Below are 24,069 nucleotides of genomic sequence, written 5' to 3'. Positions count from 1 at the left end.
CCGACCACGCCACGGGGACCCCACTACTTGCGCCACAGCACAGCACGGTCCAGTCGATGGCAGCGATCTCCGTGGCAGGATGAACTTCCCTCCGCTACCTAACGCAGTTCGTCCAGGCGATCACACCGGTCGGCTACGCTCATGCGATGGATTGGTGCACACTCTCCCTGGCCCAGCACCCACCCCGCGCAGCATCGCGGTTTCTGACTACGTGTACGTCGTACGTAGCGTCAGGGTCGAATCCTGTGCAGTAGAAAGCTGATCTATGTCACTCCGAATACGTCCAGCACGTGCATCCTTCAACAGCGGCAACTCCAATGATGTTGCGGGGCCCGATAATTTGCTCTCGCGGGTGGACCAAGCCTTGTTTGAGGGGCATCGGGCCGCCGGCCTTAACCTGGTCATCCAAGTAGTGTGGCTATACGAGCGCGATGTCGACGTCGATGGGCTGAGGCGTCTCAACCACAATCTCGGTCACGGGTTTTTGGGACGGCGCATCGAATGTTCTCCGCTGCCGTTCGCCCGTCATCGGTGGGTCGCTGCTCCGGGCGCGTCAGATATTGATGTCGCTGAGTGCGCCCGCCCCCGCGCCGAACTTGGCGATTGGCTTGATGAACGCTCACAGGTGCCTATTGATCCGGAATTGGGGCCGGGCTGGCATTTCGGCGTCCTTCCGCTCACCGACGGAACGACCGCGGTCAGCCTGGTGCTCTCCCACTACGTCGTCGACGGCCTGGGGCTCCATATCGCGATAGCTGAGGCGGTGCTGGGTAACACTCACGATTTCGGCTACCCACCACCGCATTCACGAACCCGACAGCGCGCGGCGATTCAGGATGCCCGCCAAACGGCTCGGGAGGCTCGTGAAGTCGGCCGAGCGCTTGTCACGGCGGCCAGACTGGCTCGCCGGACGCGGAAAGATATTGCCCTATCACCGGCACCGCCACCCGTCGCCCTACGCGCAGGCGACGGCGACGATGCTGTCGTCGTGCCGGCGGTCTCGATCCAAATCGACCTTGATGAATGGGATGCCCGTGCGAAGGCGCTTGGCGGAACGGGCAAAACACTGATCGCGGCCTTCGCCGCGAAACTTGCAGAGCGTATCGGGCGCCGACGCGCCAATGACGGCTTCGTCACGTTGCACCTTCCCATTAACGATCGAACCGAGCGTGATACGCGTGCGAATGCGATGTCTATCGCAAGCATCAGCGTCGACCCGACACCGGTGACGACGAATCTGAGTGAGCTCCGCGCCGCCATCAAGCAGGCACTGGACACTCTGCGGGAAACTGAGGACGAGTTACTGCAGTTGCGCTCACTGATCCCGTTCACGCCGAAGCGGGCGTTGAAACGGATGGTCGACGCGGGACTCTGCGACTCCGATGCCCCCATGCTTTGTTCTAACCTCGACGAGTTCGACCCGATTGTGTACCGCCCGGACGGCACCGACGGCGAGATTATCCTGACGCGAGCGACTGGGCAAGGCATAACGAGACAGTGGCTCGAATTGACGGGCGGCCAGATGACACTGCAGTCTTGGCGCGTCCGTGGCGGTTCCAAGATTTTTTTCACGTTCAATGCGTACCAACCGGGTGCAGAGAGCACGAAACCCGCTTTGCGTGAGCTGGCTGCGCACGTTTTGGCTGAGTTCGACCTGACTGGCGAAGTCGAATAACGAATGGTAGCCCTGCGACCTTAACCCGCGACGACACCCGTGATGGTCCGGCCGGACAGTGTCGGAATACATGAAATAGCCCGCTGCCGAGGAATCTGCACAGACCTACCCGATCCCGTTCGGCCTGGAACCGCCGTGGCGGCTTCTCTTGCGGTTTTGATGTGGATGCCTAGTCGTAGCGAAAACCGCAAGGAGGAACCTACTTGAAGTCTGACGGAGGGCTCATGGAAATACTGAATGCCTACGACCTTGACCTGTATGGGTTCAGGACATCTTTGACCGTTTGTCATCGGTGACCGCGCTCACTGAAATTCCCCACTGACGCTCATCGAAATTCCCCACCCGTGTGGCTCCGCCGAGAAAGGCGGGCCTCCCTCGAAGCTGCTGGTGTCTGACGCCAGTTGCTCCACCGAAGGAGGCCCGCTTTCTCATGCTCACATGGGAGGACGATTTGGAAGTACATGCCCTGGCCAAGCGTGGTTGGACGATCTCAGCGATCGCCCGCCACACCGGCTTCGACCGCAAGACGGTCCGTAAATACCTGGCCGGTGACGGCCAACCCGGGGTGCGTGCCCGCCCCGGCCCGGACCCCTTCGACCCGTTCGCCGACTACGTCACCGCGAGGTTGACCGAGGACCCGCATCTGTGGGCCCGCACCCTCTACGACGAACTCGAGGACCTGGGCTTCGGGTTGTCGTATCAGAGCCTGACCCGCAACATCCGGGCCCGGAATCTGCGGCCGGTATGCGCGGCGTGCCGGACGGCGACGCAACGGCCGAACGCGGTCATCCCACACCCGCCGGGTGAGGAAACCCAGTGGGACTGGCTGGAATTGCCCGACCCGCCCGCGTCGTGGGGCTGGGGCAAGACCGCGCACCTGCTGGTCGGGTCGCTGGCCCATTCCGGCAAGTGGCGCGGCTTCCTGGCGCCGAGCGAGGACCAGCCGCACCTGGTCGCCGGCCTGGACCGCGTGACCCGTGGGCTGGGCGGCGTCTCACGGGTGTGGCGCTTCGACCGGATGGCCACGGTCTGCGACCCCGGCAGCGGCCGGGTGACCGCCTCGTTCGCCGGGGTGGCCAAACACTACGGGGTGTCGGTGGCGATCTGCCCGGCCCGGCGCGGCAACCGCAAGGGCGTGGTGGAGAAGGTCAACCACACCGCCGCGCAACGCTGGTGGCGCACCCTGGCCGACGACATGACCGTCGAGGCGGCCCAGACCAGCGTGGATCGGTTCGCCCGGGTGCGGGGTGACACCCGGCTGCGTGCCATCGCCGACGGCCGCTCCTCGGTCGCCGTGGTGGCCAAAACGGAGCCACTGTCCCCGGTGCCGGCGCAGGCGTATCCGGTGATCGTGGCCGAGACCCGCACCGCCTCGCGCCAAGCGATGGTGTCCTACCGCGGCAACCGCTACTCGGTACCCCCGGAACTGGCCGCTGCCCAGGTCGTGGTGTCGCATCCGGTCGGCGGGCAGTTCTGCGACATCGCCACCACGGGCGGGATCGTGATCGCCCGGCATCGGATGGCCGCCGACGGGCTCGGCGTGATGGTGCGTGACAGCGGTCATGTCATCGCCCTGGACACCGCCGCGATGGCCACCGCAGCGACCGGGCGCCCACATCGCCGGAAGGAACGCATCCCACCCGGACCGGCCGCCAAAGCCGCTGCCGCACAACTCATCCGACCCAACGACACCAACGCTGCCGCTATCAAGACATCAACTCCGTCAACCGATTCCACCGTCATCGACCTGTCCGCCTACGAGCGGGCCGCCCAGAACAGGACCATCCAATGACCCCCACCCCGCGCACCCCCAAGGCCATCACCACCGAGGAATCGCCATCGGCGGCCGCGTCCCGCTATCAGCAGCTGCGCTCACATCTGGCCGAACTCAAACTCGCCGCGGCCGCCGAAGCCCTACCCGCCGTCTTGGACCAGGCCAGCGCCGAAGGACTCTCGCTCACCGTCGCCTTGGAAAGGCTGCTGGCCGTCGAGGTCGAGGCCAGCACCGCCCGCCGGCTGACCGGCCGGTTGCGGTTCGCCTGCCTGCCCACCCCGGCCACCCTGTCCGATTTCGATGTCGATGCCGCCGCCGGGATCGACAGCAAGCTCATCGACGAACTGGGCACCTGCCGCTACCTGGAAACTGCGACCAACATCCTGCTCATCGGACCACCGGTTATCGCGGGTTCGGGGGTGAGAGTGCCGCGTTCTGCCTGTTCAGGTCGTTGTTGCGATCGATGCGACGTTTGTTGAGGGGTGGATGCCACGGCGGGCCAGTTCGCGTCGTAGGTCGAGGTTCTCGCCGTGTGCTCGTTCAAGGGCGTCGCGGAGGGCTTGCAGTTGCTGGCGGTGCTGTTTCTTGAGTTCGGCGATCTGGCGGGTCAGGGTGATGACGAGGGTGCTGTCGGTGTCGACGGGCTGGTCGGCAGATGCTTTGCGGCGGGTGCCGCGTAGGTGCTCGATGCGCGTGCGCAGTTCGGGGTGGTTGTAGAGGAAGGCGTGGGAGACGCCTGCTTCGCGTTGCACGGCTTGGAATGTGATCGGGTCGCCGCGTTTGATGAGTCGGCGGATGGCCTGTTCGGCGTCTCGGGTTTTGTTCTGCGACTTGACTTTCGCTGCTTCGGTGAGGGCGGTGATACGGCGTTGTCGGGAGTCGGTCATGGGGTGCTCCTGCGGTGGGCGGTCAGGTCGAGCGTCAGCGGGATGGGTCCGGTGCTGGCTCGATGACACAGGGGTGTCGCGCCGTGGGCTGCGGAGTCGGGCACGTCGTCCAGGGCGGCCAGGAGCTTGGTGAGCGCGGAGTGTTCGGCGCGGCGGCGGATCAGCCAGACATTGTCGTCGGGCATGGGGTGGCCGTGTCGTTGCTCGAATTCTGTTGTGGTCCAGTCGATCAGGTTGGTAGTTTCGCGGAGTTGGCGCTTCAGGACGTCTCGGTGGGTGTGGTCGGTGACGAATACCGAGCAGGTCAGGCAGGCGTTGCCTTTGTCGCAGGATTGCAGCGGTGGCAGCATGCACCACCCGTTGGGCAGGAACCGGTCTGCGCGGCGGAACAGGTGCAGACTGTCGTGGTCGTCGCTGCTGAGTTGGATGCGGGTGCCGTCGGATCGCAGCTTGGCGGTGGCCAGGAACGCCTGCTCGGCGTGTTCGTCGCGGGCGGCGATGTAGTGCATTGTCATGGTGGGGGTGGCGTGCCCGGCGTAGCGCTGCAGGACGTGGATCGGTAACCCGAGTTCGGCCAGCCGGGTCAGTCGGGTGTGGCGGAATCGGTGGGTGTGGCTCAATCGAACGACCTGGCCCTTGGCGTCGGTGATCTGAACAAGGTCGCTGAGGGTGCGCAGCACCCAGTTGTAGGTGCCCGATGGATAGGGTTTGTCGCCGCGGCGGTTGCCCAGACGCCGGGCGAACAGATACCGCCTGGTGCTGTTGGGGTACTGGGTGTGCAGCCAACGGTGTTGTTCGGCAATGACTTCGGTGACCTCGTAGTCAACGAGGATGGTGTCGGGTGCGACGTCGATCTTGCTTTGTGCGTAGCGGAACCGGGTCAGTGTTTGGTCCTCGCCCGCGGCTGTGGTGGTGGGTGCAGCCGAAAGGCAGTCGAAGTCACAGGTGCGGATTTCGCTGGCTCGTCGTCCGGTGAGGATCTGCAGCAGGATCATCCGCATTGCTTGCGGGTCGTCGAGTCCGTTGGCGGTGATGGTGGTTCTGTCGCCGCGGGTGATGGTCATCTGCTCGGTGCGAGGCAATCCGATCAGCGGCAGCGCGGCCGTGATCTGCGCGAGTGCGTGGTCGTCGATGTAGTTCGCGTCGTTGAAACCGCGGTGATGCGGTATCCGGGTGACCCGGCCGAACCAGCTGGCCGCGTGAGCGGTGGTGACCCTGTGCCAAGGCTCGACGCCGAGAATGCGGCGAGCCTCGGCGGGGTTGGCGGCAATGAAGTCCAGGAGGCCGGCCACCGCTCGCAGGTCATCGTTGATTCCTCGGATCGGCACGGTCCGTCCGAGGTGGCGGGTGTCGGATTGGCGGGTAACGCGGTTGGCGGCCACCGCGGTCCACCGTGCGAATGCCGCTGCCTGTTCGACCGCGCTCGTCGGGTCGCCCAGGATCTCGGTGGGGTTATCGAAGCTGGCGGTCAGCCAGTTATCGAACCGGCGGAAGCTGCGCATGCGTTCCTGGCTGACGCTGGTCCAGCGCAGCGCCCCGGATTCGAGCATCGTGCCCAGGTGCCACTTCACCGCGGCCCGCACCCACGGCAGTTGGATATCTCCGGGTGAGCAGCCGTAGTTGGCGACTGGTTCACGATCGGTCAGTGGGATCCGCGGATCGCAGCGCGGGTGCCAGACGTCCAGCTGCCACCACGGGCCGTCGTGGCTGGCGGCGATCAGGGCGTGGCGAGCGAAGCCGAACAGTGCGTGCACCCGGCCCCGGCCTCGGGGTGAGGGCAGTCGCTTGCCCCGGCTGAGATAGAACCAGCTCTGCAACGTCGCGGCGGCGTCATAATCCATCGCCCGGATCGATGACGGAATATCGCGGCCCGCGGTGACGGCCCGTCGAATCATGTTGGCCAGCTGGGCCATTGCCAACACCGAGACGCGGGTGCCGTCGCTGGCCTGCCAGTGCGCCATCCACGCCAGTTCCACCGCGAACGGGTCGGGCAGCCCGCTCAGATCCAGATGCGGCCAATCGTTCTCGGTGATCGAGGCCCAGTTGGGGATGCCGGGCCCGAGGACGGGGCCGCGCCACGGTGCCGGCAGCTCGTCCCAGAGGCGCCAGATCGGATCGAGGTGTTCGGTACTGTGCAGCCGCAGGTGGCCATGCTCGTCGATCATTGGGCCATCTGCCAGCTGCTGGCGTAGGACGCCCAGTTGGCGGCTGCTCGCAGGGCTTCGTCGTCGCGGACCCAGCCGTAGAGATCCAGCGTGGTCTGCACATGAGCGTGACCAAGACGCCGGGAAACCACCCATTCCGGTGTCCCGGCCAGCAACAAGGCGGTGGCATGGGTGTGACGGAACCAATGCGGCGTCCACCCCGGCGGCCCGATACAGCGCCGTCGCAGCGTGGCTGCTTTCTCCCGGACCGTCGTCTCCCGCAGCGCGGCCAACAACGGTGGTCGGGACACGTTCACCAGCAGCGGCGACGTATCTGTCACAGCGATGCCCGAGTCGGCTGCCCGGCAGGCGATATCGGTGAGATAGTCGGCGAACAGCCGCTCGAGGTCAGCACCGACATAGATTCGTCGCGGTCGCATCATCTTCACCCGCGCCCCGTTCGGGTTATCGGCCCGCGGCACGATCCGCACGAACGCCGTCTCGCCGCGGCCGAGCACGAACTCGCCGATCCGCAGGCCCAGCGCCTCCCCGAGACGCATGCCGGTTTCGGCCAGCAGGGCGAACACGAACCGGTCCCGCAGATTTCCTCGCCACGACCCGGACTCGGCATCGAAGACCGCGCAGCCATCCAGGATCGCCTGGATCTGCTCGGGCAGCAGCAACGGTGTTCTGTCGCGGCGACGGTCGCGGCGCGGCCGCACCAGCGATGACGCCGCCGGGACCGACCGCGCATCCAGATGCGCCAACAAGCCCCGGGCCGGCCGACGCCGCGGTGTTCCTCGAAGCAGTCGTCCCGCCACCACCACACCGGACATCGCGTCATGCCAGCGGTAGAACGAAATCAACGCCGCAAAGCGGACTTCCAGAGTTGCCGCACTCGGTGCTTGGTCCGACTCAGCCAGCCGGTGCTCAACCGTGCGGCCGTTGCGTTGCCACGACAGAAACGCCGTGAAAGCCGGGACACCGACATCAGACCAGGAGTCAGTCTGCCCGCGCTGCTCCAGGAAGGTCCACCACTGCGCCAACGAGGTCGCATACCCGCGCACCGTGTTCGGTGACCACAGCGGCCGGTGGGCTTCTATCCACTCCTCGACGGGATCGACCGTTGCGAAGTCCTCGTCGAGCACAGTCCAGGTCCGCTGCCCTCCCGCAGGAGACACTGCCACCGGATACGCCATCGTTGCCGTTCCTTCACGTCGAAGAACACCCGCCGATAAGTCGGCAACAACGATGACTCGCCCAGTATCAACCCCCCTGTCGCATACATAGATTCGAGCGTGTTGCTACCCGCTGATAACACCGGGCACCGGCAAAACCCACCTATCCGTGGGATTGGCCCGAGCCGCCGCCCATGCCGGATACCGCACCTACTTCACCACCGCCGCTGACCTGGCAGCACGGTGTCACCGCGCCGCCATCGAGGGACGCTGGGCCACTACCATGCGCTTCTACGCCGGCCCGACCCTGCTCGTGATCGACGAACTCGGGTATCTGCCGCTACCCGCCGAGGCCGCTTCGGCGTTGTTTCAGGTTGTCTCCCAACGGTATCTGAAAACGTCGATCGTGATCACCACTAACCGCGGCGTGGGATCCTGGGGAGAGATCCTCGGCGACACAACCGTGGCGGCCGCCATGCTCGACCGCCTGCTGCACCGCTCCGTAGTCATCAACCTCGACGGCGAGTCCTACCGGCTACGCGACCACCACGCCGCCGCCGAAACCCTGCGCGGCACCACCACCGGCACCCGCCAACCACTACACTGACCGCTGCTCACAGGTGAGGAATTTCGGCGAGCACACCTGGGGACTTTCGATGAGCGCGATCATCCGGGACATCGTTGACGGGTAACCCGCGCGCCACGGTCTGGCGGTGGTCAATCCTGAGGTTCCTGAATCTGATTCCGACGTTGCGGCACGTGTCACGGTCGAGATCCGTCTGCGTGCTGTCACTGAAGTCAACGACGGCGCACCCGTTGGTGAGGTAGCCGAACGGTAGAGGAATTGTCAAGACCTGTGGATCGGGGTGTTTCAGGCGACCTCCGTTCCGGCTTGCTGGGCGTCGCCGTCTGATGGCGGTGTCGGTGGGGTGATGGCAGTGGGCCGCTCGAGGAGTTTGCCTTTGTGGAAGGTCGCCCCAGCGCGGACCAGGGCGACCAGGTGCGGGGCGTTGACGGACCGCCAGCGGGCTTGGGCGGCGTCGATCAGCTTGTAGGCCATGGCAAGACCTGCCGCGCGTGATCCCGGCCCCTTGGTGACTTTCGTTCTCAAACGTACTGTGGCAAAGGTGCTTTCGATCGGATTCGTCGTCCTCAAGTGGATCCAATGCTCGGCCGGATACTTGTAGAACTCCAGCAGGGTGTCGAGGTCGTCGGTGATCTTGGCGACCGCTTTGGGGTACTTGGCACCGAAGTCGGCCTCGAACGCCTTGACCGCGATCTGGGCCTTGTCGATGTCCTCGGCGTTGTAGATGTCCTTGATCGCCGCCAGCGCCGCGGGATGCGCTGATTTCGGCAGGGCGGCAAGGACATTGGCCTGCTTGTGAAACCAGCACCGCTGCTCCCGTGTGGCCGGGAACACCTCGCGTACCGCCTTCCAGAACCCCAGTGCGCCGTCACCGACAGCCAGCACCGGGGCGGTCATCCCGCGGCGTTTGCAGTCGCGCAGCAGATCAGCCCAGGACTCCGTCGATTCACGATAGCCGTCGGTGATTGCCACGAGTTCCTTACGGCCGTCAGCGCGCACCCCGAGCATCACCAGCAAGCACAGCTTCTCCTGGTCCAGGCGCACCTTGAGGTGGATACCGTCGACCCACAGGTAGACGTAGTCGGTGCTGGACAGATCCCGGCGTCTGAAGGCGGCGGCTTCGTCTTGCCACTGCGCCGTCAGGCGGGTGATCGTGGTGGCCGACAACCCCGCACCGGAGCCGAGGAACTGCTCAAGGGCCGGGCCGAAATCACTGGTCGACAGCCCGTGCAGGTACAGCAGCGGCAGCACCTCGCTGACCTGCGGGGACTTGCGTGCCCACGCCGGCAGGATCGCCGATGAGAACCGCAGGCGGTCGCCCGTGTCGGGGTCGACACGGCGGTCGTTGACCCGCGGCGCCTTCACCTCAACGGCACCGGCAGCTGTGAGCACCTCACGCGGCTGGTGATAGCCGTTGCGCACCACCAGTCGGTGGCCGTTCTCGTCGAGCTGGTCAGCGAACTGGGCCACGTAGGCGGCGACCTCGGCCTGCAGCGCGGCGGCCAGCATCTGCCGGGCGCCGTCGCGGACGATCTCGTCGAGCAACGACCGATCAGCGGTCTGCTGGCCGTTGGCCTGCTGGGCATCGTGAACTACCGTGAGCATGGGCGTACCTTCCCAACCAGCGCGCCAACGCCGGTCTTGATCGAATACCTGATTCCGTGAAGATCATCCTCGGGAAGGTGCGCCCACTTTCAGGCCGCCTCGCCGAGGCTCATCCACAGGTATTGATCATTGCTCCGAACGGTACGGCGTCACGCGGCAGACGATCACGGCGTGGCGCAAACGCTATGAAGCCGGTGGCCTGGAGGCTTTGGCCGATCAGTCACGTCGCCCGCATTCCAGCCCGGGCCGGATCTCTCCCGATGTCGAAGCGTTGATCTGCGAAATGCGCCGCCACCATCGACGCTGGGGAGCCCGACGCATCGCCTGCGAACTGACGCTCGAAATCGGCAAACAAGCCCCGTCGCGATCCACAACCCACCGCGTTCTGGTACGCAATGGCCTGGTGAATAGCCAAGAGCAGCAACATAAAAGAATCTACAAGCGGTGGGCACGCGAAGCGCCGATGCATCTGTGGCAACTCGACATCGTCGGCGGAGTGTTCCTGGTCAACGGCCGCGAGCACAAGATCTTAACTGCCATCGACGACCATTCCCGGTTCGTCGTCGCGGCCACCGTGTTACCTGTGCCGTCCGGTCCTGCGGTGTGTGAGGAGTTTTTGGCCGCAATTGCCCGCTGGGGTGCACCATTCGAAGTGCTCACCGACAACGGCAAACAGTTCACCGGCAAGTTCACCAGGCCATTACCGGTCGAGGTCCTCTTCGAGCGGATCTGCCGCGACAACGGCATCACCGCCCGATTGACCAAACGACGCTCACCAACGACCACCGGCAAGGTCGAACGCTTCCACAAGACGCTACGACGCGAACTCCTCGACGAAACAGGCGCATTCGAGTCGATCGAGGCAGCCCAGGCAGCCATCGACGAATGGGTTCACGCCTACAACACTGTGCGGCCCCACCAATCGCTGGACATGGCTACACCAGCGAGCTTGTTCCGCAGCCGAGTCACCGATCCGCAAATACACCCGGCCACTTGAGGTGAGCCCACCGCAGTGGTCCAGTTGTTGTGCGACTCTGTTGCCCGGATGTTCGGGCAGGAAGAATCGGCAACGACATGACATCGAAGAAGCGTCGGCGGCATACGCCGGACCAGATCATCCGCAAGCTCGCCGAGGGCAACAAACTCCTTGCGTCGGGCCAGGAACTTGACGCGGTGTGCCGGCACCTGGAGGTCGCTGAGTCGACGTGGCATCGCTGGGTTGCCCAGTACGGCGGCATGAAGGCCAGCGACGCGAAGCGACTCAAGGAGCTCGAGGCGGAGAACGCCCGGTTGAAGAAGTTGGTCGCCAACCAGGCTCTCGACATCGACATGCTCAAGGAGATCTCGGCGGGAAACTTCTAACCCCGAACCGCAAGCGCAGCGCCGTCACGGTGCTGCGCGACCGGTTCGGGGTATCCGAACGCCGAGCCTGCACCGTGGTGGGCATTCACCGGTCCACGATGCGCCTGGCCCCGCCACCGCTGACCACTGAGGAAGCCGAGTTGCGCGCCTGGCTGCGCCGGTTCTCCACCGACCGGCCTCGCTGGGGGTGGCGGCGGGCAGCCACGATGGCCCGCCGGGCGGGCTGGAAGGTCAACAACAAGCGCATCCGCCGACTGTGGCGTGAGGAGGGCCTGCGGGTCCCACAACGCCGCAAGAAGAAACGGTTAACCGGCATCGGTGTCGCCGTCGGGGCGATGTCACCGATCCGTCCGAACGTGATCTGGGCGATGGACTTCCAATTCGACACCACCGCCGATGGCCGCACCTTGAAGATGCTGAACGTGATCGACGAGTTCACCCGCGAAGCCCTCGCCATCACCGTTGATCGCGCCATCGACGCCGACGGCGTCGTCGCCGTCTTGGACCACCTCGCCCTGCAGCGAGGCACCCCGGCCTACGTGCGCTTCGACAACGGTCCCGAGTTCGTAGCCCACGCCGTCAACGACTGGTGCCGATTCAACAGCGCCGCTTCGCTATTCATCGATCGCGGCTCGCCGTGGCAGAACGCCTGGATCGAGTCGTTCAACGGCCGACTACGCGACGAGCTACTCAACTCGTGGCGCTTCGACTCGCTACTGGAAGCCCGCGTGATCATCGAAGACTGGCGCTGCGACTACAACGCCAACAGGCCCCACACCGCCCACGGTGAACTCACCCCAACCGAATTCGCCCTACAGTGGACCACGACCCACCAACCCCGAGTCGCATAGCGACTGGACCACCAAACGGGTCCCCCTCACACTGACCTCAGCCGCCCCGACAAGCCGGCCAGTCCCATTCCACTGAGGACACCGCCGAGCGTCCGTGGTGGGCCGCTGCCGATCGAAATGGAGGCCGTGTGCCGCCGTCGGGCGTTGTGGTGATCGCGGGTCTACAGCAGCTCTGGGTCGGCAAGAACTACGCCGGGCTGACGGTGACGCTGTGGATTCACCTGACCAGCATCCACATCCTGCTCGCCGACGAGGTGATCAAAACCGTCCCCTCACGAGTGACCACCGCCGACCTCGAACGCCTCTCACTGCGCGGAGTGCGAGCCGGACGACCCGACCCCGCGGAGCCGACACCACCCAATAGCCGCTCCAACGGCGGAGTAACGCCGGTCGAGATTGAGCGCACCGCTAACCGCGACGGCATCGTCGTTGTCCGCGGTCAGAAGCTGGCGTTAGGCACAGGTGTCGCCGGAACTCAGGTGACGCTGCGATTCGACGTCGGCCTCATCCATGCCACGGCGGGCAACATGCTGCTCAAGACGCTACCAAATCCATTCCCTATCAACGAGTGTCAGGACATCCGAGGTGCCCGACCCGCGACTACGGCGCTGCCGATAGCGCCGCCAGCTGGGCCACAGAGTGTTCAGCGGCGAGTTCCCAAAGATGGTGTGGTGATGGTCGCCGGACAGCGACTTCGAGTGGGACGAACACACGCCGGCACCATCGTCACCGTCGTGGTCGAAGATCATCACTTTCGCGTACTCGACGGCATCAAGGAGCTATCACTGCACGCGCGGACATCTACCAAACCCATCCGCAACTTCAACGCGCACCGCCCCCGGAAGCGGTAACCATGTCCCGGTGACGATGCGTTACCTATGTCCCGAGACCACACAGATCAACCTGACCGGGTCCTACCACGCAGCCGCCGAGTAGTGTGGGTGCTCGCATCACCGTGAAGAAGGCGGCGTGATCACTTGCGCCACAGCACTCCAGTCCAGTCGATGTCAACGATCTCCGCGGATACTCCATACTTCGCGCGATAGTCGGTGACAGCTTGCCGACACGCCTTGACCGAGTAATCGTCGACGATGCAGAAACCCCCGGGGGACAGTCGCGGGTATAGCGCGTCGAGCGCTTGTATCGTGGACTCGTAGAGGTCGCCATCAAGTCTCAATACAGCGATGCGATTGATCGGGGCGTCGTGCAGCGTGTCTTTGAACCAGCCAGGAAGAAAGCGCACCTGGTCATCCAGCAGTCCGTAGCGCTGAAAATTCGCCCTGACTTCCGTTTCCGACACCCCTAATATGCCCTTGGCGAGGTCGAGCCTAATCCCTTTATCGGCTTTGAAATTCGCGCTGTCTGGGCGTGGCAGACCCGCGAACGAATCGGCTAGCCACACGCACCGCGTATCATCCCCATAGGCAGCCAGAACCGCGCGCATCAGGATGCAAGCTCCTCCGCGCCACACCCCACATTCGATCAAATCGCCGGGAACATCCTCGTCCAGAACCGTTTCAACACAACGCTGCAAACTGGTGAGTCTCTGCATCCCAATCATGGTCTCGGCCTCCGGGGGCCAGTCCACCCCGAAGTCGCGGGCGCGCCGAGCGAGCGAAGGTTGGGGTGCGTTTGGCGCAGAGGGCGCGAGTCGACGGGCATGAGATCGCGCGAGCTTGTTGACGGTCTTCAGAAGGAGGCGTCGCCGCAGCGGCCAAGCCTCCGGCATTTGCTCACGGAATCCGTATCTGGTGAGGTTGCGTCGGATCAGATCGAGGTACAGAGAACGAACGTCGCGATTAATGGCGGTCAAGGCTCCCCCAAAGTTGTTCGTCCGTAGTAGCAGCGGAGATTCTAGGCTTCCACTAACGCTATCGATAAGTTTCGCCAAGTTTCTCAGACGTCGGGGTGCTGATGTGGCCAGAAGGTTCAGGAGCAAGAGAGGCGGTTTCGACCCCCAGCAGCTTCGCCCAGAGAAGGCCGACACTTAGATCAAATGAGCCTACAGCTCTAATCGGGGTTTCTGAGTGTCCACGGTCACGTAATTCCCCAGGGGCTGCCGTCACGTAATTCCCCAGGTTCAGGCGCTGCTGCGGTGAGCGTAGCGAACCGCTGAAGTGGGTGTCAGGTGGCCTTGGTGCCGGGTCGTTTCCGGGGTCGGTAGGACGGGCCGTCCATGAGGACTTGGTGGCTGGTGTTGATCAGTCGGTCGAGCAGCGATTCGGCCACGACCGGGTTCGGAAACAGCGGGTACCAGTCCTTCGGGGCCCGGTTGCTGGTCAGGATCAGGGGCTTGGCGGCGATGGCGCGGTCGGAGACCAGGTCGTAGAGGTCGTCGCTTTGGGTGGGGGTGTGCTCGCGCATCGCGAAATCGTCGACGATCAGGACCAGGGGGCGGGTGTATTCGCGCATGCGTTGTCCGATTGTGCGGTCGGCGTGGCCGCCGGCGAGGTCGGCGAGCATGCGGGAGCATTTGACGAAGCGGATGTCTCCGCCGCGGCGGGCTACTTGGTGCCCGAGTGCTTGTGCCACATGGGTTTTCCCGACGCCGACGGGACCGTAGAGGATGACCGACTCGCCGGCGTCGAGCCAGCGCAGCGCGGCCAGGTCGCGCAGCATCGCAGCAGGGAGCTCGGGGCTGACGGTGAAGTCGAAGTCCTCGAAAGTGTTGTGCTGTTCGAAGCGGGCGCGGCGGACCCGTCGGGCCAGGGCGGCGGTCTCGCGGCGGGCGATTTCGTCTTCGCAGAGCACCTGCAGGAATTCCAGGTGTCCGAGTTTCCCGTCGCGGGTTTGGGCCAGGCGGGCGTCGAGGGTATCGAGCATGCCGGTCAGTTTGAGGGTCTTCAGTGCGGCCCGCAGGCTGGGATCGTGAATTGTCATGACAATGTCCTTGGAGTCGAAGTGGTTGCAGTGGAGGTATTTTGGTGCGCTCAGGCGCTGAGGTCGGTATCGAACGCGTCAGGTCCGCGCAGCATCGCCGGTGGTGCTGGGACGACTGCGGGCGGGTCCTGGTCTGCTTCGGTGCCGGCGATCAGGATGCCTTTGACGGTGCGGTAGCCGGGGTCCCCGACTTGCAGTGCTCGTGTGCAGGCCGCGTCCAGGCGGCCATCGCCGTACTTCTCGCGCAGGCGGATGATCCCCTGGATGGCGCGGAGCCGGTGGATGGCGTTGACCGTGGACAGTTCGGCGACGACCGCGACGGCGCCGGGCCCGATCTGCTCGGCCTGGGTGCGACACCACGTCACGGTGCGCAGGGTGTGGGCGATCTTGTGTGGCGGGTAGTGCTCGAAGTTCGTCGAGCGGCCCGACAGGTGCAGCACGTGGGTCGCGACCACGGTCCCGCTGTGGAAGATCTGCACGACGTCACCGGCGGTGCGGGCGGTGACCTGCTGGCCGATCAGCCGCCACGGCACTGAGTACAGCGCCTTGCCGGACTTGACGTGGCAATCCGCGGCGACCCGCCCGATCGAGTAGACAACCGACTCAAACGCTCTGGGCGGCAACGGCATCAGTGCATCACGTTCGATCGCGGCGAACACCGATGCCGGTGTCTGCCCATCCAGGCCGCGGTGCTTGTGGACCCCGTATACCTCGGTGGACCACCTGATCGCCTCGGCCTGCATCTGTGCCAGCGAGGTGAACTCGCGGCCGGCGAAGAACGAGTCCCGAATGTAGGGCATCGGCCGCTCGATGCGGGGTTTGTCCTTCGGCTTGCGGGCCCGCGCCGGGTCGATCAGGGTGCCGTAGTGCGCGGCGAGCTCGCCGTAGGCCAGATTGATCAGCGGATCGTAGAGGTCGGGTCGCTCGACCCCGGTCTTGAGGTTGTCGCACACCAGCCGCGCCGGGACACCGCCGAAGAACTCGAACGCCGCGACATGCGAGGCATTCCAGGATGTTTGGTCCATCCGCAGCACCGGTTGGACGAACAACGCCCGCGAGCACGACAGGATCATCGCGAACACCCACACCGCGATGCGGCGCCCCGACTCCGGGTCACGCCACATGCCGAGCTTGCCGTAGTCGATCTGTGCTTCGCTGCCCGGCTCGACCGCACCCCGCGGAACAGTGACTCTGCCCTCGAGATACTTCTCAGCGAAAGTGGTTGTGATGTAACGCCGTACCGTCGACTCCGATACATCGACGCCATGGTCGTCGCGCAGGCGTTGGGCAATCGTGGCCACTGTCACCGGCACGCCCAGCTGTTCGGCTATCCACTGGCGATGCGCCCCGATCAGCGGCCAGGTCACCGCCCGCACCGTCGGATCCATCAACTCCGGGAACCACCGCCCGATCCGTGCCCGCCATAGCTCCTCGTCGAACTCCTCTGGGCTGGGTTGCAGACCCTCGGCCAACGCCGGGGCCACATACTTGCGGATGGTCTTGCGGTCGATGCCCAGTGCCTCATTGATCTGCACCTGGGACCGGCCGGCGTTCCAATGTCGGAACATCTCCACGAAGTCCGTCACGTTCCACGATCTCCTCGCCACTCAAGGCCCCTTCCAGGACCCCTGGCGGGGCACCCGAACGGAGCGAACCTGAGCAGCACCTCAACCCCCGCCGGACACGCCCCAAGGGTGGGGAATTACGCGACGGCGGGTGGGGAATTACGTGACGGACAACCCCTCAGACCTGGGGAATTACGTGACCGCTGACATTCTGAGTGATCAGTCACCGGGAAACCCTTACATGAGCGGAATGATCCGTTTCACACAGCCGGCACTCTCAAGTACCGTTTAACCTGCCCTACAGGAGACCTCGACACCGGAAACACCTGACTTGGCTCACGTTTCCGGATTGACGACCATCGCAGAGTCCTGAACTGCTGTTTGTTGGTCGGATCGGGCAGAATTTGCGCACTAAATCTGGGCTCTAGGCTGCCGGGGTGGCCTACGTGCGCACCGTGAAGACCGCCTCGGGGGCGACCGCGGTGCAGATCGTGTGGTCCACTCGGCGCGGGTCACGATCGATTGAGCATCTGGGCTCGGCTCATGATGAGACCGAGCTGGCCGCGCTGAAGGCGGCGGCGTCGGAGCGGTTGGCGGCCAACCAGGCGGTGCTCGATCTCGATGTGACCGCCCCGCCGGGATCTGAGCCGCTGCCGATCACCTCCACCCGGATGACGCACTTGTGGGACGCATTGTGCGCGGCCTACCGGATCCTGGGGTTCGAGTCAGCCACGAAGGGCGACAATGTGTTTCGCGATCTGGTGCTTGCGCGGATCATCGAACCCACCAGCAAGATCGATGCCGGACGAGTACTCGCGGAGGTCGGTGTCGAGCCCGCGTCCTATGCCACCGTCAAGCGGCGCCTGCCCAGCTATGCCCAACCGAAGTGGCGCCAAGCATTGGCCGCCGCCAGCGCCCGGCGCGCCGGATTGGGGCCGGCCTCGCTGGTGCTCTTCGACGTCTCCACTCTGTACTTCGAGACCGACGCCGGCGACGGGTTCCGCGAACCCGGCTTCTCCAATTATCCCGAGGTCGTGGTTATGCCGAGCCTGGGGCAGTCGTGGTGGTGTTCGTGCAGTTCGGCGGAGGTTTCGAGGCTGGCTCGCGCGGCATAATCGCCCTGCGCGAAGACATGGTGTGTCTTTCTGATGGTGCATTGCTTTGCCTATCAGGAGGAGGAATCCATGAGTCCCACACGCAGTACCGATGCCGGTGATCGTCTGGCGTGGATCGGTGACGTGCTCGTCGAGTACGAACGGTGGCTGGATCGTCAGCGGGGTTTGGCGCCAGTGACGGTTAGCAACTACAGCAAGTCGGTTGCGCAGTTCCTCAGGACAACGTTGACCCAGCCCGCCGAGGTCTCGGTGAGCCTTCTGGATGCCGGCATTGTCACTGCGTTCATGGTCGAGTTCTGCAGCGACCGCAATACGAATTCGGCGAAGTCAATGGCGCGGTCGGTGCGTTCCTTCCTGCGATTCGCCCACGCCACCGGCCGCACATCGGCCGACCTGTCGGGGGCGGTTCCAGTTCCGGCGGGCTGGCATTTGGCGTCGCTTCCCAAGGCAGTACCGGCTGCAGATCTTCAGCATCTCCTGGGTGTCGCGTCACGTCACTGCGGGACTGCTACCGATCGGCGCGATTACGCGATCTTGCTGTTGTTGGCCCGACTCGGGCTCCGCAGAGGCGAAATCGCCGCTCTTGGCCTCGACGATATCGATTGGCGAGCAGGAGAACTCACCATCGTGGGCAAAGGTAGCCACGTGGAGCGGTTGCCGCTGCCATCAGAACCCGGCGAGGCGATCGCGGCATGGCTAGTCGACGGCAGACCAGCATGCGCGACGCGATCAGTGTTTACCACCGTCAAGCCCGCAGGGCGTCCGATATCGACCGCAGTGATCGCTCACCTGGTGGCCGCGGCGTGCCGAGACGCTGGGCTGGAGCGCATAAACGCACACCGTTTCCGTCACACGCTGGCGACGCAGATGCTGCGCTCTGGGGCCTCACTGCCGGAAGTGAGTCAGGTGCTGCGCCACCGCAGTGTGCGCTCCACCGCTATCTACGCCAAGGTCGATGACGTCGCATTGCGGCCCTTGGCCCGGCCCTGGCCGACGATCACCGCGACGACAGATTCCGATGCCGGTCCAGGCATGGCGCGCCCGTGGCCGGGGGCACGGTCATGAAGACTTTGCGCGAGAACGTCATTGACTACCTCGCCACCCGCCGGGCGCTGGGATTCAAACTCGAAGGCCTGAGCAAGCTCCTGCTGAGCTTCGTCGCGTTCTGCGAGGAACGTGGAGCCACCCGGGTCCAGAACGACCTCGCAATCCAATGGGCCACAACCTCTATCAAGGTTCCGGTCAGCGACACCCTCATAGCCCGCCGACTCGACGCGGTGCGGATCTTCGCCCGATACCAGCATGCGTTGGATCCGCTCACGCAGATCCCAGCCGAAGAGCACCGGCCTCGGCGCTACCGGTCGAAGCAGCCAAATATGCTCAGCCAGGACGATATCTGTGCGCTGCTGGACGCGACGAGCGTTCTGGAGCCAGCGTTCAAGGCGCTGACGTGGCGAACATTGATCGGGCTGCTGTCCGCCACCGGGCTACGCCCGGGCGAAGCGTGTCGGCTGGCCGTCAACGACATCAATCTGGCCGGCGGAGTGATTCAGGTGCTGGAGACGAAGTTCGGCAAGTCCCGGCTCGTGTTCATCCACCCGAGCACCGCCACCGTGCTCGCCAACTACCTGCAGTCCCGCCAAGCATGGGTCGGGGCCGGCGCCCACAGCAGCGCAACGGTTTTCCTCAACACCCGGCGCGGACCGATATGTCCTGACCGGCTCAATGTCACATTCCGTAAGATCGTCGCGGCCACCGGATTAGCCACCGCGCCGGGACGCCGGCCGGTCCGTCTGCACGATCTGCGCCACACCTTCGCCGTGACCACGATGATCGACTGGTACCGCGACGGCCAAGACGTTCAAGCGCGACTGCCACTGCTGTCAACCTGGCTCGGCCACGTCGATCCCGCCTCGACCTACTGGTATCTGCAGGCAGTGCCCGAACTGCTCACCCTTGCCGCCGACCGCCTCGACAACGCCGCCGAAGCCTCTGCCGCGAAGGCGACGCCATGACCACCCCGACGCTGAGTTCGCTGCTGCAAGGGTTCTTCACCGACCGGCTGATGCGGCACCTGCGGGCCAGCCCGAAGACAATTGCGGCCTACCGGGACACCTTCAAGCTCCTGCTGACCTTCGCCGCCGACCAGACCAAGAGATCCCCGGCGCAGCTGGCACTCGATGATCTCGACGCCGCGATGATCGGAGCCTTCCTGAACTACCTTGACGCCGAACGGCGCAACAGCACCGCAACCCGCAACGCACGACTGGCCGCGATCCATTCGTTCTACCGCTATGCGCTGCCGCTGATGCCAGAACGCGCTCACACGGCCAGCCAGATCTTGGCGATCCCGCAACGCCGCCATGACCAGGTGACCGTGTCGTATCTGACCAGCACCGAGACCGATGCCCTCCTGGCCGCGCCGGACCGAACCACCTGGTACGGCCGACGTGACCACGCGCTGCTGCTCACTGCCGTCACGACCGGTCTTCGGGTCTCGGAGATCACCACGCTGAGCGTCGGTGACATCACCACCACGACACCGGGAGCCGCCCTGCACACCACAGGAAAAGGCAGAAAGGAACGCAGCACACCGCTGACCAAACCCACCGCTGCCACCCTCCGCGCTTGGCTGCCAGAGGCCGGCGCTGCTGCCAGCAGTCCCGCCTTTCCGACCCAACGCAAGACACCGATGTCAGCAGACGCGGTTCAACGCCTGGTCGCCAAACACGCGGCCGCAGCTGCGAATACATGCACATCGATAGCGGTCAAGCGCGTCACTCCGCACACGCTGCGCCACACCGCGGCGATGGCGCTGCTGCACGCCGGCATCGACACGTCCGTGATCGCCCTGTGGCTCGGCCACGAAAGCCCGGTTACAACCCACATCTATCTGCATGCCGACATGACCATCAAAGAACGGGCCCTCAGCCGCGTCAGCGGACCAAACACCACCCCCGGCCGTTACCGGCCCGCCGACGATCTCATCAACTTCCTCGAACGCCTCTGACCCCCAACACGAGCGACCACGATTATGCCGCGCGAGCCAGCCTCGAAACCTCCGCCGAACTGCACGAACACCACCACGACTGCCCCAGGCTCGGCATAACCACGACCTCGGGATAATTGGAGTTATGCCGACGTCGGCATAACTCCAAGGAACGCCGCCTTGAACCCCAGATCACCCTCGGACTGTTGACCGACGCCGCCGGGTTCCCACTGACCGTGCAGGCCTTCGAGGGCAACAAGGCCGAGACCGCCACCATGCTGCCGGTCATCAACGCCTTCAAGACCGCCCACCAGCTCACCGACGTCACCGTCGTCGCCGACGCCGGCATGATCTCCGAGGCCAACCAGGTCGCGATCAAAGCCGCCGGGCTGTCGTTCATCCTGGGCACCCGCATCCCGTTTCTGCCCGATGTGGTGCGCGAATGGCGCGACAACCACGCAGGTGAGGCGATCCCCGACGGGCTGGTGCTGACCCAGCCCTGGCCGGCCACCAGCGCCGAGAAGACCCGCGGCATCCCCGACCGGGTCATCTACTACCAATTCCGCGCAGACCGGGCCCGGCGCACCCTGCGCGGCATCGATGAGCAGGTCCGCAAGGCCGAACGCGCCGTCGACGGGCACGCCCCGGTCAAACGCAACCGCTACATCCAGCTGTCCGGCGCCACCAAGTCGGTCAATCGCACGCTGGAGGCCAAAACTCGAGCGTTGGCGGGCTGGAAGGGCTACACCACCAACCTCACCAGCGCGTCCTCGACGTTCGTCATCGATGCCTACCACCAGTTGTGGCACATCGAGAAGTCCTTCCGGATGTCCAAACACGACCGGCAAGCCCGCCCGATCTATCACCACCTGCGCGATTCCATCGAAGCCCACCTGAGCATCGTGGTCGCCGCGATGGCCGTCAGCCACCACATCGAGACCCAAACCAGCTGGAGCATCAAGAAATTCGTCCGCACCGCACGCCGCTACCGCACCGTGAAAATTCAAGCAGGCAACCAAACCCTCACCGCGGCCGACCCGCTACCCGACGACCTCCGCGCCGCTCTGCTCAAAATCCGCACCGACGATGCGCACTAAATTGAGCCAAGTCGGGTTTCACACAGCCGGCACTCTCAAGTACCGTTTCACCTGCCCTACAGGAGACCTCGACACCGGAAACACGCAGAGTATGCAATTCGCGGACTGCTAATACCCCGCTCGTCAGGCATCGAGCCGAGGCCGAGATCTACCCTGCCCGTAGCGCCCACGGCGCGGAGCCATCGCGCCTATAGATCCACAATATTCCCGTGACTGCATTAGTCCAACGGTTCAGCTCGTGCAGGCTTGAGAAGCAGACCCTGGCCGGTGGGCAACGCGCAGATCGCCACGCCCAGTTCACTCGCCAAGGCATTCATGGCGAGGCGCTGCTCCTCGAACCCAATAAATGCGTAGTCGTCCAGCAGCACGAAAGCACCGGGAGTGAGGCGCGGCCAAAAAAAGTGCAGCGCGTCGACTTCGGGTGCTGCACAGTTCATGTCGATATGCAAGAAAGCCACAGCCTGTGCGTCGACCTGGTCGAGCGTTTCTGGAATCGCCCCGACGATGATGCGCTGGTTACACCACTGCGCGAAATTATCCCGGACACTGTCGGCCGAGCTGGGGTAGAAACCATAACGCAGGTTTCGCCGACTCTTGTTGAGCGCCCCAGCGCAGCGTTCGCTGTTTGTGACCAAACGCGGATCGAGCCCTGCGAAGGTGTCGAGAAGATAGAATGTCTTGCCCAACCGATCCCAATCAAGGAACTCCATCACGGCGCTGCTCATAAACCCATAGCTGACGCCGCATTCGACGAAATCACCGTCAAGTCGACTGGCGTTGGCCGCTGCCCACAAGCCGATGTGCACGCGCCACTGCCAGTGATAGAAGTCTTGGCCGCCGAGGGCGCGCACGCCACGTTGGTAAGCGCGTTGAAACGCGGGGTCGTCCACGAACGCGTGGCGGTGAATACTGATTAACCCGTCGCTGGCGTAGGCACCGGGTAGGAGAACGCGCGCAATGCGGTAAGGAGTGTGTAACGGAGCGCGCACCGCCCACTGCGCGAGGCGGGTCCTGAGCGGCAGCCCACTTGTCATGGCGCGAACCATAACATCGGGGGTGTGCTGGACGACGCTACACCTTTCGAGAGGTGAAATGTCATTAGTGGATCTCTTTACGTAGCTTAGCCCGCTTAAACCGCTCCGCGCATTTTTCCACTTCCAGATTCGCTTTGTGCAAACATCCGAAAGATTCTAGAGTCGGTCACTGCAACGTCCGCCAACAGCGTTCACCGCTCACAAGCTGGCCAAATTCGAATCATCAGTTGTCTTTTTACTCGCAGCCGCGCCTCCTCACTTAGCCCGCAGGACAAATCCGGCTTGGTCACCACGGCCCTTTCGGTTGAGTCGATCCGCGCGTTTTTCCCACTCCCAGATTTGCCTCGGCCCAAACATGCGAAGGATCTTCGGGTCGGTCACTGCAACGCCCCGCCGATAGGCTTCGCTCCCCATGAACTGACCCAGATTCGAATCGTCAAACGTTTGCTCCACCCGCAAACCGGCGCTCTCAGCTGCCATTCGCATTGCCTGCCGTGAAGGTATGACGAAATGCCGAGGTGCATCGATCTGCACCCAGTCCGCCGCATAAGTCGTCCACGCTTCCGATGAGGTCGTGGGTGTGCGAGCCAAACAAATCCCTTTGGCATCGAGTTTCTCGGATGCCGCTTTGAGCATCGCGACGGGGTTAGGAACGTGCTCCAGCGAATGATTGAACATGATTAGGTCAAATTCACCGGTTACTTCGATCAAGTGCGCCTTCATCAACTGGATTCCTTGGGGTGTCTCGCTATCAGCCGCGATGAACGGATCTACACCAGACAAGTTGGTGAACCCCACTTCAGCCAACCGGTCAAGCAGCGCACCGTTACCACAGCCCACATCCAGGATTCGCGCATCGCGCTCCAGCGGAAGTCGCGCGAACATACCGATGACGTCTCCGCCGAGAAGAACGCGAAGGATGCCGTCGGGTAAGGGCCGCGTCAGGAGAGCGCCGACCGGCCGACCGCCCATACCCAATCTATAGCGGTCCTGCTGTCCAATGAGCCAGCGAAAAAGCCTCGGCTGGGCGGCGTTGAATGAATAGTAATTCTGGGGATAATGGCGCGCCAGCTCTTCGCCCTCAAGCACATTCACAATCTGTAACGTCTCGCACGTAGCGCAGATACAGTATTCGAACCGCTCTTGGGTTCCGAACATCATCTCGCGAACAAAGATGGTTCGATGAGGGCCAGTCGATCCACATAGTCGGCACTCCTTAGTAACTTCGTTCACCCGGTCCTCGATCCAATCGATTTCTGCCCGCGCTGCCGTACGACCGCCACCTCGCAGATTGTGGCAGACCTTCGAAAGCGACCGATCGACTTAG

16 protein-coding genes and 5 pseudogenes are annotated in these 24,069 nt (G+C 64.1%); 12 read left to right on the top strand and 9 right to left on the bottom strand.

The window, feature by feature from the left end; translation table 11 throughout:
* Nucleotides 1-265: 265 nt before the first annotated feature.
* From QGN32_RS15890 to QGN32_RS15880, 3 genes and pseudogenes are all read left to right on the top strand, one after another.
* Nucleotides 266-1,675, top strand: coding sequence for a hypothetical protein (locus tag QGN32_RS15890; RefSeq protein WP_442791715.1), 1,410 nt, complete (start codon nt 266-268; stop codon nt 1,673-1,675).
* A 430-nt stretch (nt 1,676-2,105) separates the two neighbouring features.
* A complete protein-coding gene (locus QGN32_RS15885; protein WP_326545300.1) occupies nt 2,106-3,467 on the top strand; it encodes a Mu transposase domain-containing protein in 1,362 nt (453 codons plus the stop codon).
* Nucleotides 3,464-3,850: pseudogene (locus QGN32_RS15880) on the top strand (ATP-binding protein); the annotation flags it as partial. The gene QGN32_RS15885 and the pseudogene QGN32_RS15880, both read left to right, overlap by 4 nt.
* A gap of 42 nt (nt 3,851-3,892) precedes the next feature.
* Here QGN32_RS15880 and QGN32_RS15875 read toward each other — a convergent pair.
* Genes QGN32_RS15875 through QGN32_RS15865 form a run of 3 tightly spaced genes read right to left on the bottom strand, consistent with a single transcriptional unit; the run spans nt 3,893 to nt 7,679 of the window.
* Nucleotides 3,893-4,336 carry a DUF6262 family protein gene (locus QGN32_RS15875; protein ID WP_326545299.1) on the bottom strand — a complete coding sequence of 148 codons (444 nt, stop codon included), beginning with the start codon at nt 4,334-4,336 and terminating at the stop codon, nt 3,893-3,895.
* A complete protein-coding gene (locus QGN32_RS15870) occupies nt 4,333-6,501 on the bottom strand; it encodes a tyrosine-type recombinase/integrase (RefSeq protein WP_326545298.1) in 2,169 nt (722 codons plus the stop codon). Before QGN32_RS15870 ends, QGN32_RS15875 begins: the two co-directional genes overlap by 4 nt.
* Complete coding sequence (locus QGN32_RS15865; protein ID WP_326545297.1) at nt 6,498-7,679, bottom strand: tyrosine-type recombinase/integrase; 1,182 nt, start codon at nt 7,677-7,679, stop codon at nt 6,498-6,500. Before QGN32_RS15865 ends, QGN32_RS15870 begins: the two co-directional genes overlap by 4 nt.
* Nucleotides 7,680-7,800: 121 nt before the next feature.
* On the opposite strand from QGN32_RS15865, the pseudogene QGN32_RS15860 reads away from it, so the two are divergent.
* Nucleotides 7,801-8,265: pseudogene (locus QGN32_RS15860) on the top strand (ATP-binding protein); the annotation flags it as partial.
* A 264-nt stretch (nt 8,266-8,529) separates the two neighbouring features.
* Here QGN32_RS15860 and QGN32_RS15855 read toward each other — a convergent pair.
* Entirely contained in the window at nt 8,530-9,849 is a 1,320-nt protein-coding gene (locus QGN32_RS15855) for an IS256 family transposase (protein WP_326545296.1), read from the bottom strand.
* Between the two features lie 133 nt (nt 9,850-9,982).
* On the opposite strand from QGN32_RS15855, the pseudogene QGN32_RS15850 reads away from it, so the two are divergent.
* The 3 genes and pseudogenes from QGN32_RS15850 to QGN32_RS15840 form a co-directional block, all read left to right on the top strand.
* A pseudogene (locus tag QGN32_RS15850) lies at nt 9,983-10,807 on the top strand (IS481 family transposase); the annotation flags it as partial.
* A gap of 116 nt (nt 10,808-10,923) precedes the next feature.
* A protein-coding gene (locus QGN32_RS15845; protein WP_326545295.1) for an IS3 family transposase occupies nt 10,924-12,062 on the top strand; the annotation gives its coding sequence in 2 pieces (ribosomal slippage) (nt 10,924-11,194 and nt 11,194-12,062; 1,140 coding nt in all).
* A 128-nt stretch (nt 12,063-12,190) separates the two neighbouring features.
* A complete protein-coding gene (locus QGN32_RS15840) occupies nt 12,191-12,913 on the top strand; it encodes a hypothetical protein (protein ID WP_326545294.1) in 723 nt (240 codons plus the stop codon).
* Between the two features lie 122 nt (nt 12,914-13,035).
* On the opposite strand, the gene QGN32_RS15835 is transcribed toward QGN32_RS15840, so the two are convergent.
* The 3 genes from QGN32_RS15835 to istA all read right to left on the bottom strand — a co-directional run bounded on the left by QGN32_RS15835 (nt 13,036) and on the right by istA (nt 16,528).
* On the bottom strand, nt 13,036-13,866 hold the full coding sequence (locus tag QGN32_RS15835; RefSeq protein ID WP_442791843.1) for a TylF/MycF/NovP-related O-methyltransferase: 831 nt from the start codon (nt 13,864-13,866) through the stop codon (nt 13,036-13,038).
* Nucleotides 13,867-14,186: 320 nt separating this feature from the next.
* Nucleotides 14,187-14,942 carry an IS21-like element helper ATPase IstB gene (istB, locus tag QGN32_RS15830; protein WP_326545292.1) on the bottom strand — a complete coding sequence of 252 codons (756 nt, stop codon included), beginning with the start codon at nt 14,940-14,942 and terminating at the stop codon, nt 14,187-14,189.
* Between the two features lie 50 nt (nt 14,943-14,992).
* Nucleotides 14,993-16,528 (bottom strand): IS21 family transposase, encoded by a 1,536-nt coding sequence (istA, locus tag QGN32_RS15825; RefSeq protein WP_326545291.1) that lies wholly within the window; start codon nt 16,526-16,528, stop codon nt 14,993-14,995.
* Between the two features lie 416 nt (nt 16,529-16,944).
* On the opposite strand from istA, the pseudogene QGN32_RS15820 reads away from it, so the two are divergent.
* From QGN32_RS15820 to QGN32_RS15800, 5 genes and pseudogenes are all read left to right on the top strand, one after another.
* A pseudogene (locus QGN32_RS15820) lies at nt 16,945-17,526 on the top strand (IS1634 family transposase); the annotation flags it as partial.
* A 165-nt stretch (nt 17,527-17,691) separates the two neighbouring features.
* Complete coding sequence (locus QGN32_RS15815) at nt 17,692-18,687, top strand: tyrosine-type recombinase/integrase (protein ID WP_326545290.1); 996 nt, start codon at nt 17,692-17,694, stop codon at nt 18,685-18,687.
* Entirely contained in the window at nt 18,684-19,637 is a 954-nt protein-coding gene (locus tag QGN32_RS15810) for a tyrosine-type recombinase/integrase (RefSeq protein ID WP_326545284.1), read from the top strand. Before QGN32_RS15815 ends, QGN32_RS15810 begins: the two co-directional genes overlap by 4 nt.
* Complete coding sequence (locus QGN32_RS15805; RefSeq protein ID WP_326545285.1) at nt 19,634-20,632, top strand: tyrosine-type recombinase/integrase; 999 nt, start codon at nt 19,634-19,636, stop codon at nt 20,630-20,632. Before QGN32_RS15810 ends, QGN32_RS15805 begins: the two co-directional genes overlap by 4 nt.
* A 143-nt stretch (nt 20,633-20,775) precedes the next feature.
* Nucleotides 20,776-21,708 (top strand): annotated as a pseudogene (locus tag QGN32_RS15800) (IS1634 family transposase); the annotation flags it as partial.
* Between the two features lie 218 nt (nt 21,709-21,926).
* Here QGN32_RS15800 and QGN32_RS15795 read toward each other — a convergent pair.
* Both QGN32_RS15795 and QGN32_RS15790 read right to left on the bottom strand, forming a co-directional pair.
* A complete protein-coding gene (locus QGN32_RS15795) occupies nt 21,927-22,742 on the bottom strand; it encodes a TylF/MycF/NovP-related O-methyltransferase (RefSeq protein ID WP_326545289.1) in 816 nt (271 codons plus the stop codon).
* Nucleotides 22,743-22,997: 255 nt separating this feature from the next.
* Nucleotides 22,998-23,975 (bottom strand): class I SAM-dependent methyltransferase, encoded by a 978-nt coding sequence (locus tag QGN32_RS15790; RefSeq protein ID WP_326545288.1) that lies wholly within the window; start codon nt 23,973-23,975, stop codon nt 22,998-23,000.
* Nucleotides 23,976-24,069 lie beyond the last annotated feature (94 nt).

It is taken from the genome of Mycolicibacterium sp. ND9-15, from assembly GCF_035918395.1.
GTDB lineage: Bacteria > Actinomycetota > Actinomycetes > Mycobacteriales > Mycobacteriaceae > Mycobacterium.
Note: the sequence above shows the minus strand (reverse complement) of the source record. Positions and strands in the feature narration are given on the sequence as shown.

What these genes read in the sequence shown, in the direction of transcription:
- QGN32_RS15810 (WP_326545284.1), top strand. Translation starts at nt 18,684, where the DNA reads ATGAAGACTTTGCGCGAGAACGTCATTGACTACCTCGCCACCCGCCGG.
- QGN32_RS15805 (WP_326545285.1), top strand. Translation starts at nt 19,634, where the DNA reads ATGACCACCCCGACGCTGAGTTCGCTGCTGCAAGGGTTCTTCACCGAC.
- QGN32_RS15795 (WP_326545289.1), bottom strand. Translation starts at nt 22,742, where the DNA reads ATGACAAGTGGGCTGCCGCTCAGGACCCGCCTCGCGCAGTGGGCGGTG.
- QGN32_RS15855 (WP_326545296.1), bottom strand. Translation starts at nt 9,849, where the DNA reads ATGCTCACGGTAGTTCACGATGCCCAGCAGGCCAACGGCCAGCAGACC.
- QGN32_RS15890 (WP_442791715.1), top strand. Translation starts at nt 266, where the DNA reads ATGTCACTCCGAATACGTCCAGCACGTGCATCCTTCAACAGCGGCAAC.
- QGN32_RS15885 (WP_326545300.1), top strand. Translation starts at nt 2,106, where the DNA reads ATGCTCACATGGGAGGACGATTTGGAAGTACATGCCCTGGCCAAGCGT.
- QGN32_RS15870 (WP_326545298.1), bottom strand. Translation starts at nt 6,501, where the DNA reads ATGATCGACGAGCATGGCCACCTGCGGCTGCACAGTACCGAACACCTC.
- QGN32_RS15875 (WP_326545299.1), bottom strand. Translation starts at nt 4,336, where the DNA reads ATGACCGACTCCCGACAACGCCGTATCACCGCCCTCACCGAAGCAGCG.
- QGN32_RS15865 (WP_326545297.1), bottom strand. Translation starts at nt 7,679, where the DNA reads ATGGCGTATCCGGTGGCAGTGTCTCCTGCGGGAGGGCAGCGGACCTGG.
- istB (WP_326545292.1), bottom strand. Translation starts at nt 14,942, where the DNA reads ATGACAATTCACGATCCCAGCCTGCGGGCCGCACTGAAGACCCTCAAA.
- QGN32_RS15815 (WP_326545290.1), top strand. Translation starts at nt 17,692, where the DNA reads ATGAGTCCCACACGCAGTACCGATGCCGGTGATCGTCTGGCGTGGATC.